The organism is Microcystis sp. M53603_WE2, from assembly GCF_030065435.1.
Map to the genome: position 1 here is coordinate 1 of NZ_JASJFF010001325.1, position 10,591 is coordinate 10,591.

Below are 10,591 nucleotides of genomic sequence, written 5' to 3' on the forward strand. Positions count from 1 at the left end.
AATGGGTAAAACCCCACACCCCACACCCCACACCCCACACCCTGCCCCCACGAAAAACTTTTTCAGCAGCCCCTATTTAGGAGGATTATTAGGGGAAAGTGAGAGGAAAAACCTCCCTCAAATGGCCAATAATGCCGTCGGAGTAGTTTATAACCGATTACATCACTTTATTTTATCTTGGTGTTTTGTGCCTATACATTTATCCTGTGGCATAAGTTAACTGGGGGACTGCAAAGGCGGTGGACGAATCGACCTTTAAACACTTTTGTGGAAGCTTTGGAAGCTTTTCGGACAGCGATGTCTTTTCGTTTCTTTAGGTGGCTGACCGAGAATCAGGATGTGTTTGCCGCTTATCAAGCCAGTTTCGGCTTTGTTTGGGCTTAAAATTTGTTTAAGTCCCATTAGTCAAAAAGTTCTCACCCAACAACTGAGGGAATTAGAGTTAGATGGACTGATTCACCGAGAAGTTTATCCAGAAATTCCTCCCAAAGTTGAATATTCTTTAACCGCTTTCGGAGAAACCCTGAAACCGATTATTCTGGAAATGCACCAATTAGGAATTGAGAAAAATGCCAGACTTTAAGGTTTCAAATTTCCTCCTCGAATAAACCAAGTAATTGTGGCACTGGTAAAAGCAGTGATAGCGACAATAGCTATTTGTTTCCAGTTTTTTAATTCCCCAACTTTCTCGATTAAATCGGGAATTTTTTGGGTTAATACTGCTTGGGATTGAATTGTTCCTTCAATTTTAGCCGTTATAATTTTCACTTCCGTGATTTCTTTGTGTAGGTTAACAAATTGCTTGTTATTTTCTTCTCTCAGGGTTTCTAGTTGTTTGCGATTATCTTCCTTTAGCGTATCAATTTGCTCGCGGGTTTCTTCTCGCAGGGAACTTATTTGCTCGCGGGTTTCTTCTCGCAGGGAAATCATCTGCTCGCGGTTTTCCTGTCGCATTGCCGAGAGTAAGTCTTTCAATTCTTGAATATCATTGCTAGTAACAGTAGTCATACAATTAACCCCAAGAGAATCTATTTAACCGGCACTCTTTGATTTTATTATATTTCACCTACGCTAAAAAGGTCAAATTCATCAAATTTAATTACCTCGGAGTCAGGATAACGGGTATCAAAACGATAACTGCTCACGGTTGCTTTTTCTGTATCTAAAATGCTAAAAACCGTCAGATCATTACTGGCAATATAGGGTAAAGGTTGATTAACCCAATCCACTAGAGGAGCAATATTCGGGATAATTGCTTCTAATCCATTAGGATTACCGATGGCTGCATAATTTCTATCGAGGGGTACAGGACGTTTTTTATCACCTAAATAAGCAGCATAACTATTACCAACGTTAGAAGATTCGAGAAAATTCATACCCTTAGGACTAAGAAAACGATTCCATAAATGAGAATGACCATAAAAAACTAAATTAACCTTGGCTGATTCTAATAAGGGAATTAGATCACGAATAATATAATCATTTTCTTGGGGATAATCATAACGTACTGAGCTAACTTTTCCCGTGGTATCCCGTTGAATTGTCGGCACGGGATCGGTGTAGGGTGGAACGATATTTCCTCCTAGGGTATGGGGAGGATGATGAAACATAACTACTTTATATTTAGCCTCTTGAAATTCTCGACTATTTAACTCTTTTTCTAACCATTGATATTGAGGACTACCCTGAGCAATTGGCTCAAAAATATGCTGACCGTAACCCCAGCGGTCGGGTCTATCTAAATCTCTTTGATTTTCGTAATATCTTCCCGTTGCACTGGGTTCTAAATTGGGATTTCTCCAGATATTAGTAACATATAAAACCACTAAACGAATATCGCCAAAGGTTAGAGAATAATATTTATTTTGAGGCAAAGAAAAAATTTCTTCGTAGGTTTCTGTGTTGAAAGCATTATTTTTTAACCAGGTTTCATTAATTACTGCTGTATCCTCTGCTAGTTGTTTAGCAATAAACTGAGGAATAGCATCTTCAAACTGTTCATTTAAACCTATAGAAGTAGAAAATCTGCCCATAACTTCATGATTACCAATAGCAGGAAATAAGGGCGCATTTTGAATAATTTCTCCCCCTTTATAAATAGTCTGAATACCATTCTTTGTCAGAGTATAATTGGCACGACCTTGTAAACAGGGAAAGAATGCCCCACCGCGAATATCATCAAACCATTCGGAAGCTCGATCGGGTATATTAACTAAATCTCCTGCTAAAAAAACTGCATCTACCTGTCCAATAGTTTCGCTAACTTTTTGTAAATTAGCGGCAGTCATGGGCATTAATTGATGATCGGAAGTGAGCAGAATTTTGAGATTAGTTCCTTTTTTGGGTCTTGGGGTAAGGGTATAAATATCACTTCTAATCGCTGTATTTTCCTGAAAACTGGTGACTTGATAGGGAATCCTTTCCCCGGGATTTAAATCAGTAATTTCGGCCTGATGTCGCCAGATTTCTCGAGCGGTTAAAGATTGATAAGCTTCAACGGTTCTCGATTTTGCATCTTCTCTAACTCTAGTTAATTTGCTAGTGCGAGCGAGGGCAATTTTCTCTAGTTTTTCCCCGTAGCGCACCTGATGACGAGTGCCAAAAAATTCCGTAAACCAAATCACTTGTACTGATGTTTCGGTGGGTAATTGTAAAAAAGGTTCGGTTAAAAGTTGATTCTTGTTCATTGTCGCTAAAAGATAACTGCTGTGCTGCATTTAAACGGTCTTAAGGAGTAATTGAGATAGTCCACAGCTTAACCGGCAATAACTGGCAGATTCCCTATTTTATCGGCTAATGTAAAACCTTAGACTCTAACTGCTGCTGTTGCCAGAGATTTTGATAGACTCCGGGGACTGCGATTAACTCCTCGTGGGTTCCTATCTGGACAATTTCTCCGCGATCCATGACAAAAATGCGATCAGCAGTGGCAGCGGCCGATAATTGATGGGAGATAAAAATCACGGTTTTTTGGCTTTCTTGGCTGATATTTTCCAAAATAGCTGTAGCCGTTTGATTATCGACGCTAGATAGGGCATCATCAAGGATTAAAATCGGTGCTTGGATGGCTAAAGCGCGCGCTAAAGAGGCCCGTTGACGTTGACCACCGGAAAGAGTAATCCCACGTTCTCCCACTAAAGTTCCGTATTTTTGCGGGAAATTCTCGATTTCCTCCTGAATTCTCGCTTGTTTGGCCGCCGATTCCACTGCCGAAAAATTCAGCAGCGGATCGCCATAACGGATATTATCTTCAATGGTGGTACTAAATAAAAAACTTTCTTGGGGAACATAAGCGATCGCTTTTCGCAGCTCTTCCAGGGCAATTTGAGTGACATCTTGATCATCAATAAATAACTGTCCCTCAGCAATATTCAAAAGACGGGGAATAGCGTTAGCAAGGGTAGATTTTCCCGATCTGATCGCACCGACGACCGCTACCGTTTCCCCCGGATTAATGGTAAAAGAAAGAGATTTTAAGGCGGGTTCCTTAGCATCAGGATAGAAAAAAGTCAAGGCTTTGGCGGTAATTTTTCCTTGAATATTTTTTAAGTGAATACAATCGGCATTGTCTTTAATTTTAGCCTCGGCTAATAGGATAGTTTCCAGGCGATCTATACTCACTTCTCCCTGTTGGTAGGCAGTAATAGTGAAACCTAATAAAGCAGTGGGAAAAACTAATCTTTCTGCCAAAATTAACAGAGCAATAAAGTCCCCAATGGTGATATTACCCGCTATAATTTGTCTAGTACCGAGAGCAAGCAACGCCAATAAACTGACATAGGCCAAAGCTTCAATCAGGGGAAAAAGAAAATTACGAGTCTGGACTAAATCTAAATTAGCCTGTAGTAATTTGCGATTTCTTTGCTTAAATGCTCGGCGCTCGTTACCTTCTTGGGCATAAATTTTAATCAGAGTAATACCACTCATATCCTCTTGAATTAAATCGCTCAGATGCGAGAGTTTTTCTTGTACTTTTTTCTGTTGCCGCTGCAGACGACCACTAAATAACTGCACAGCAATTAACATCAAAGGATAGACAGAAATAGCGGCGATTGAAAGGGGAATATGAATCGCTAACATTACAGGCAAAGTTAACCCATAGGCAAAAAAAGTATTAGCCAAACTGAGCAAAGCAAAACCCACCAGACGACGGATATTATCCACATCGCTAGTGGCACGGTTGATTAAATCTCCTGAAGTTTGCCGAGAAAAATAGGCAGGTTCAAGGGTTAATAAATGCTGAAAGATTTTTTGTTTAAGCTCGAACTCTACCTGACGACCGATCCCGAATAACAATACTCTGGAAATCATGCGGATAAACCACATAATCGAGGCTAAAGCGACAATTAAAATCAGATAATAAATGATTTTTTGAAAGTCAAAGGATTTACTCAAATCATCGATGCTATCCCGGATTAAAAGCGGTATATAAACACCCAAAAGATTAACAATAAGCAGAGCAACTACCCCCCCAGTTACTATTTGCCAATGGGGACGTAGATAATTTGCTAGTTTTTTAATGCGAGAATAAGCCATATTCAGTTATCAGTAATCGGTGATCAGTTATCAGTTAGAATAGGGAACAGGCAAAAGGGGGAATAGATAATCAGTGGATTATGAGATGCGGCCACATTTCCCACCCAAGAATTTTTATTTTTTCTCCTTAACATTAGAACCAGCCTTGGGCGGTTTACCGGGGGGCTGATCAATTTTAGCTTGATAGCCGTACCGCCAGAAGTGAAGATAATCTGGTCTGAATTGGCATTAATTAACCCTGCTACCTGTTCTCTGGCCATTTCGATGACTGTCGCCCTATCCTGTCCCCAACTGTGTAAACTGGAGGGGTTGCCCCAATGATGCCGGAGAATAGTGGCAACCCGCTCGATCACTTGGGGATGAGTGGGGGTAGTGGCACTATAGTCAAGATAAATTTGCATTATTTTACAATCTGAGAAATGAGAGTCAAGACAGGCAGCTATTCTCAGTTTAGCCGTTTAAGAGATTAGAAAACGGTTTTCCTTAAGAAACCCGGTTTCTGGGTTGTTGAGAAACCCGCTTTCTGGGTTGTTGAGAAACCCGCTTTCTGAGTTGATGATGAGAAACCCGCTTTCTGGCTTATACTAAGCGTCAGAGGGTTTACAGGGGTTAAGTTATGACAGGAATTGAAACAACCATTGTAACGGCATTGACTAATAATTTTATTGGTCAAATGATTAAATCGGGGTGGGAGGGTATTAATAAAAATGAGTTATTGAATAAAGATGTCGGGCAGCTTATCAAAGAAGGAAAGTATCTTTTTTTGCGGGAATATACTCAACGTTACTGGGATCGGCACGGCATGATTAAGGTTTTAAAAATGTCTAAGCCGATGGATTTGGAGTCAATTTATATTAATGTCAAATGTTTGGGTAATTTAGTCAGGGATTATTATGATGAAAATTTAGAAAATAAATATCGTGAGAGTAAGCAGCGACGGTTTAACTTTAGGGATGATGGTAAAAAAGATGGTTTACTTTTGGCTAATCAAGAACAATATTTAATGGTACTTGGTGATCCCGGTATTGGTAAATCTACATTTTTGCGAAAAGTTGGTTTAGAAGCTCTCAAGGGAAATAAAGGCAGTTATCAGCATCCTCTAACACCTGTTTTACTGGAGTTGAAAAACTTTAAAGAAAACGAGATTAATATTCAGGCATTAATTGAAGAGGAGTTTAAAATCTGTGGTTTTCCCAATGTGGAAAAAAATATTAGCAATAAACTAGAAAAAGGGGAATTACTAATTTTATTAGATGGTTTGGATGAAGTGCCAACAGCTAATGTGAATAATGTAATCGAGAAAATCAAAGATTTTGTAGATAGGCATCATAAAAATCGTTTTATTCTCTCCTGTCGCACTGCTGCTAGAACTCATCTTCGACAATTTACCGATATTGAAATTGTCGAATTTGATGATCAGCAAATTCAAAGTTTTATTGAACATTGGTTTAGTTCGGAATTAGATCGGAAAAATGAGACGGCTAAAAATTGTTGGGAACTGTTGCAAAAGGAGGAGTATAAAAGTGCAAAAGAGTTAGCCCATACACCGTTATTGTTGACTTTTTTGTGTTTGGTTTATGATAAAAATCAATCTTTTCCCACAAATCGCAGTCGCCTTTATCAAGATGCGTTACGAATTTTATTGGAAACATGGTCAGCCGAAAAACGTTTACCTAATCGCGGTTTAGTTTATGAAAATCTCAGTATTGAGCAAGAAGAAATTTTGCTATCTGAAGTCGCTTATCAGAATTTTGTAGCAGATAAACTTTTTTTAGAAAAACGAGAAATTGTTAAGCAAATTAAAGATCACCTTAAACAAAACTTAAATGCTCCGCAACATTTAGACGGAGAAAAAGTATTAAAAACCATTGAAATTGAACAGGGAATTTTAGTAGAGCGGGCGAGAAATATCTATTCTTTTTCTCATTTAACCCTTCAGGAATACCTCACGGCTCAGTATATCTATGATAATGATTTGATTGAAGAAGCAGTTAAGAATTATGTAACAGAAACTCGTTGGCAAGAGGTGTTTTTGTTAGTGGCGGGTTTGATGCGAGGGAAAGCCGATAAATTGTTATTAGCAATGGAGAAAGAAGCCCATAATTATCTTAAAACGCCCCTCGGTCAAAAATTAGTGCCGATTTTACAATGGGCAGATGAGATGACTAAAGATTCTGTTGATAGTCCGATTAAACCTGTAGGAAGAAGAGCGCTCGCCTATTGGCTCTTCATCGCCTACGCCAAAGTCATCCCCAACGTCATCGGCATCGGCACCCTCATCGGCATCCCCATCACCCACAGCATCATCATCGCCTACGCCTACGCCCCCGAGATCGCCTACAACATCTCTGGTATCCTCTTTACCTTCAACTTCATTCATGAGTTTGTCCGGTTAGTTAAATTATTTGCTCAGTATCGAATTGTTTCTAGGGTTAATTTTTTCCAATTAATCGCTGATTTAGAAGCTTTAAAACAAATTATTCCTGATGATAAAGCAACTAGAAAAGAACATCAAGAATTTTTTTATCAATTATTTAAAATCTCGAATACTGCTTTTAATTTAACGCCTGAATTACTTAATTTATCCACCCGCCAAGAAATTAGCGAAATAGACAAGCATTATTTTTATATTAATCGCCTGATTCTCGACTGCCAAAAAGTGGCTGTTAATATTTCCCCTACCGTCTGGCAAGAAATCGAAGAACGAATGCTCCGCGTTCCTTAACTTCTACTTTTTTTCTCAAATTTTGCCTTTCCAATTGGATGAGATTAGCGAATATTAACACTATGAGGATTGGGAGCTTCAAAAACCTTGCATTACCATTTTTATAGAACATAGGGTTTGCTGAAAAAGTACGGGCGAAGCATTCGGATAGAAAATCTACGGTTTCACCGATAAGTTATTGTCCGAATGCTTCGCCCCTACAGGACGCGGAACCATGAAGACGCAAGGTTTTGAAGCACGATTCTCTCAGAATCTTGCACCTGTTTCGCTCGTAAAGCCACAAAACCCCTATCTTGCCTACATTTCACATTTATTCAGCAAACCCTATTTATTGGCGGTAAGACGATAACTTGAGACTGACTATCATCAACTGTATAGATAACCCGATAGTCTCCAACGCGGAAGCGATACTTCCCAGCAAATTCTCCCTTTAATGCTTTAATTTGAGGGTGATTTTTCGGTGTTTCTTGAAGGAGTTTTAAACACTTAGCAATCTTCTTTTTTAAGATTGGATCCGCTTCAGAATAAACTTTATTTGCTTTAGCTGTCAAACGGACTTTATAAGTCATCTCAGCTTTCCCAATCAATGAGAAAACCTGATTGTAAATCCATTTCAGCTTCTTTCAAATGTTCCATAATATTCGGGATTGCTCTAATTTCTTGCGTTGCCTTTTCACTTTCTTTATCTGACAAATAAGCGGCAAATTCTAGAATCATCTTTAAATTTTCTACTGATAGGGTTTGTATATATTGTTGAATCTTTTGCTGCATTAAATCGACCTGTACTAATGTTTCAGAATCTAAAAAATCTTCTGGAGTCGAGGGATTTACTTCAACGTTAGTTAGAGTCATATTTAATCAAGTGCTTCTCTCAAGTTTATTATTTGTATCTTAGCGTGTATCCTGTCTCCTGACTCCTGACGACCGACTCCTTACCCCACAGTTAACTTTACTTTTGTCCAACTACTTAAGACTGCGAATGTATGAAAACGCATCAATTGGGCAAAAGCTCAACGATGCGTTTTTAAGTTCCAAAAACCGCTATATTTGTAACCCAAAACAAATTAATTCTGATTAGGGTCAGTGGCTGCGGCCATTTGCATTCTCTGCACCAGATTATCGAGGGCTAATTCTAGATGTAAACCGGCATCTACGGCGGTCCAACCCTGTTCGGTTAGGTGTCGCCATTCAAAGTGTAGGTGCGGACCGGTAGAAAGTCCCGTACTACCCACACGACCGATAACCGCGCCCTGTTCCACCCATTCTCCCGGTTTGACGGTAATTTCCGAAAGGTGGGCATAACGAGATTCTTGACTACCATCGAGGTGACGTAAAATCACCGTTAATCCGTAACCTCCTAACCAGTCGGCGGTGGCCACTTCCCCTGCGTAGGCGGCTAATACAGGTGTTCCCATAGGTGCGCCTAAATCAGTACCCGCGTGCATGGCCCGATTCCCGCTGACTGGATGATTTCGCCACCCGAAAACCGAGGTAATTTGGGCAGGAAGGGCGAGGGGAAAGAGTAAATCCGTGCGTTGAGTTGGGTTAGAATCCGTGGGACTTAAACGGGTGGCCCGCTCATAGGTGGTCGCTTCGCTGATGGCCTCCACTTCTGCGCGAGTCACCGGGGCCAAAGCTAATTTTACGCCATTCCATTCCGGGGGATTGAGGGCCACCACCTGACTTGGAATCACCGTCGGGGCAGCCAGACGTACCGGGGCGCTAGAAGCCACGAGAGTGGGGGCATAACGACCCAGGGAATTATTAGCGATAACCGGCTGATTTCGGGGCTGCCGTCCTACCCGCACGGCTGGATTAGGATTGAGACGCACCCGGGCCAGATTAACCGGGGGTAAGGGTTTGGCCACAGTGCTGACCGGCTGACGACGGGGGGACCGGGCCGCCAGATTACAGCTACCTCCTACCAGTTGACCATTTTGGGCGATCGTTTGGCAACCACTGCGGCGCTCGGTGACGACAACGGAACTGGGGGGGTTAAAGTTTCTGGTATCGATAAAGTTATTTTTACCGCCGGCCCGGGGGGCAAGGGTAGGCATATCGGTTTGATGGTTTTCGGGGATAGCCAGACGGGGGGCAGGATTAGTATTTTCTTTGATAACGGGGGCTTTCAGAGTCGGGGCGGCATTTTCCACCACTGGGGTTTCGCTGCCAGTTTCGGAATTAGCGATCGCATTGGGAGCAAGAGTAATCAGACCGCTGATTACTAAACCGAGACCACTGCATAAACTCAGCTTCTTTTTTAAGGATTTTCCGAGAAAAAGTTTCAATATCACCGATGAAGGATACATAGGGCGGCCTCACTTCTCACAGTTTAGTCAAAAAAATATTTAGACTCAATTATAGCCGAGACTGACCCTACCCGCCGGTAGATAGATTTCGCTACTGGCATTGTCCGAGGTGAGTTTAACTTTTAATTCCCCTTGATCGCTTACCCCCGTTATTATGCCCTGATAGCCCTCGAAAACTATCTTTTGACCAAAATTGGCAAAAAGTTCTAAGTAGGAGGCTAATAAGGCTTTTATGCCGTGATTACAGTAATATTCATAGCCGTATAGGATAGCATCGCTGGTGACATCGGTTAATTGAGCGATCGAGGTGATTTTATTGCCGGCCAAAGCTTGTAAATTAATGCCCGTGGGGGGGACGGGATTAGCCCAATTGATGCCCACTCCGATGACTGCTTGCGGGATGTTTTGGCCTTGAATACGGGTTTCTAGGTTAATTCCCCCTAGTTTGCGCCCTAATAGGACTAAATCGTTCGGCCATTTGATTTTAACGGGTATTTCTTGACAATTCAGGTGATGAGCGATGCCCCAAACTGTAGCGAGAACGAGATGGGCAGATTTATCCACCTCTAAATCCAGATTTAACGCCAAAGATAAATATAATCCTCCCGGTTCAGAAATCCACTCCCGTCCCCATTGTCCTCTCCCGGCACTTTGTTGACTAGCAATCACCACAAAAGGCGGATTTTCCCCCGATTCTAATAATTGCCAAGCTTGAGTATTAGTGGAAGGTAATAGTTCAAAGTGATGGATTTTGGGCATAAATGGGAAGTGGGGAAGTGGGGAAGTGGGGAAGTGGGGAGATGGGGAAGTGGGGTGTGGGGTGTGGGGAGATGGGTGTAGGGTGTAGGGTGTGGGGGGTGGGGGGTGGGGTGTGGGGGGGGGGTGGGGGGGGGGGGGGGGTGGGGTGGGGGTTGGGGGGTGGGGGGTGTGGGGTGTGGGGGGGGGGGTGTGGGGTGTGGGGTGTGGGGTGTGGGGTGTGGGGTGTGGGGTGTGGGGTGTGGGGTGTGGGGTGTGGGGTGTG

At 41.9% G+C, this 10,591-nt stretch carries 9 protein-coding genes and 3 pseudogenes; 4 read left to right on the plus strand and 8 right to left on the minus strand.

Going from position 1 to position 10,591, the window contains the following annotated elements:
* The 3 genes and pseudogenes from PX481_RS27810 to PX481_RS27820 all read left to right on the plus strand — a co-directional run.
* Positions 1–220: pseudogene (locus PX481_RS27810) on the plus strand (hypothetical protein); the annotation flags it as partial.
* Positions 169–384 (plus strand): annotated as a pseudogene (locus PX481_RS27815) (IS701 family transposase); the annotation flags it as partial. The pseudogenes PX481_RS27810 and PX481_RS27815, both read left to right, overlap by 52 nt.
* On the plus strand, positions 371–583 hold the full coding sequence (locus PX481_RS27820) for a winged helix-turn-helix transcriptional regulator (protein WP_269464993.1): 213 nt from the start codon (positions 371–373) through the stop codon (positions 581–583). The pseudogene PX481_RS27815 and the gene PX481_RS27820, both read left to right, overlap by 14 nt.
* On the opposite strand, the gene PX481_RS27825 is transcribed toward PX481_RS27820, so the two are convergent.
* The 4 genes and pseudogenes from PX481_RS27825 to PX481_RS27840 form a co-directional block, all read right to left on the minus strand.
* Complete coding sequence (locus tag PX481_RS27825) at positions 580–1,008, minus strand: hypothetical protein (RefSeq protein WP_002759720.1); 429 nt, start codon at positions 1,006–1,008, stop codon at positions 580–582. The two genes, PX481_RS27820 and PX481_RS27825, sit on opposite strands and share 4 nt — an antisense overlap.
* Positions 1,009–1,055: 47 nt before the next feature.
* A complete protein-coding gene (locus PX481_RS27830) occupies positions 1,056–2,717 on the minus strand; it encodes a purple acid phosphatase family protein (RefSeq protein ID WP_288027993.1) in 1,662 nt (553 codons plus the stop codon).
* Between the two features lie 76 nt (positions 2,718–2,793).
* Positions 2,794–4,536 carry an ABC transporter ATP-binding protein gene (locus PX481_RS27835; RefSeq protein WP_079209504.1) on the minus strand — a complete coding sequence of 581 codons (1,743 nt, stop codon included), beginning with the start codon at positions 4,534–4,536 and terminating at the stop codon, positions 2,794–2,796.
* A 131-nt stretch (positions 4,537–4,667) separates the two neighbouring features.
* Positions 4,668–4,937, minus strand: a pseudogene (locus tag PX481_RS27840) (aminotransferase class V-fold PLP-dependent enzyme); the annotation flags it as partial.
* 215 nt (positions 4,938–5,152) lie between these two features.
* Between PX481_RS27840 and PX481_RS27845 the strand changes: the two are divergent.
* Positions 5,153–7,261, plus strand: coding sequence for an NACHT domain-containing protein (locus PX481_RS27845; protein ID WP_288097173.1), 2,109 nt, complete (start codon positions 5,153–5,155; stop codon positions 7,259–7,261).
* A gap of 314 nt (positions 7,262–7,575) precedes the next feature.
* On the opposite strand, the gene PX481_RS27850 is transcribed toward PX481_RS27845, so the two are convergent.
* From PX481_RS27850 to PX481_RS27865, 4 genes are all read right to left on the minus strand, one after another.
* On the minus strand, positions 7,576–7,830 hold the full coding sequence (locus PX481_RS27850; protein ID WP_288097176.1) for a type II toxin-antitoxin system RelE family toxin: 255 nt from the start codon (positions 7,828–7,830) through the stop codon (positions 7,576–7,578).
* Position 7,831: 1 nt separating this feature from the next.
* Complete coding sequence (locus tag PX481_RS27855; RefSeq protein ID WP_288097178.1) at positions 7,832–8,113, minus strand: hypothetical protein; 282 nt, start codon at positions 8,111–8,113, stop codon at positions 7,832–7,834.
* A gap of 212 nt (positions 8,114–8,325) precedes the next feature.
* Positions 8,326–9,570 (minus strand): M23 family metallopeptidase, encoded by a 1,245-nt coding sequence (locus PX481_RS27860; RefSeq protein ID WP_287765080.1) that lies wholly within the window; start codon positions 9,568–9,570, stop codon positions 8,326–8,328.
* Between the two features lie 45 nt (positions 9,571–9,615).
* On the minus strand, positions 9,616–10,329 hold the full coding sequence (locus tag PX481_RS27865; protein WP_288027998.1) for a biotin--[acetyl-CoA-carboxylase] ligase: 714 nt from the start codon (positions 10,327–10,329) through the stop codon (positions 9,616–9,618).
* Positions 10,330–10,591 lie beyond the last annotated feature (262 nt).

Coding starts and splice junctions, on each gene's coding strand:
- PX481_RS27825 (WP_002759720.1), bottom strand. CDS start 1,008: ATGACTACTGTTACTAGCAATGATATTCAAGAATTGAAAGACTTACTC.
- PX481_RS27830 (WP_288027993.1), bottom strand. CDS start 2,717: ATGCAGCACAGCAGTTATCTTTTAGCGACAATGAACAAGAATCAACTT.
- PX481_RS27835 (WP_079209504.1), bottom strand. CDS start 4,536: ATGGCTTATTCTCGCATTAAAAAACTAGCAAATTATCTACGTCCCCAT.
- PX481_RS27845 (WP_288097173.1), top strand. CDS start 5,153: ATGACAGGAATTGAAACAACCATTGTAACGGCATTGACTAATAATTTT.
- PX481_RS27850 (WP_288097176.1), bottom strand. CDS start 7,830: ATGACTTATAAAGTCCGTTTGACAGCTAAAGCAAATAAAGTTTATTCT.
- PX481_RS27855 (WP_288097178.1), bottom strand. CDS start 8,113: ATGACTCTAACTAACGTTGAAGTAAATCCCTCGACTCCAGAAGATTTT.
- PX481_RS27860 (WP_287765080.1), bottom strand. CDS start 9,570: ATGTATCCTTCATCGGTGATATTGAAACTTTTTCTCGGAAAATCCTTA.
- PX481_RS27865 (WP_288027998.1), bottom strand. CDS start 10,329: ATGCCCAAAATCCATCACTTTGAACTATTACCTTCCACTAATACTCAA.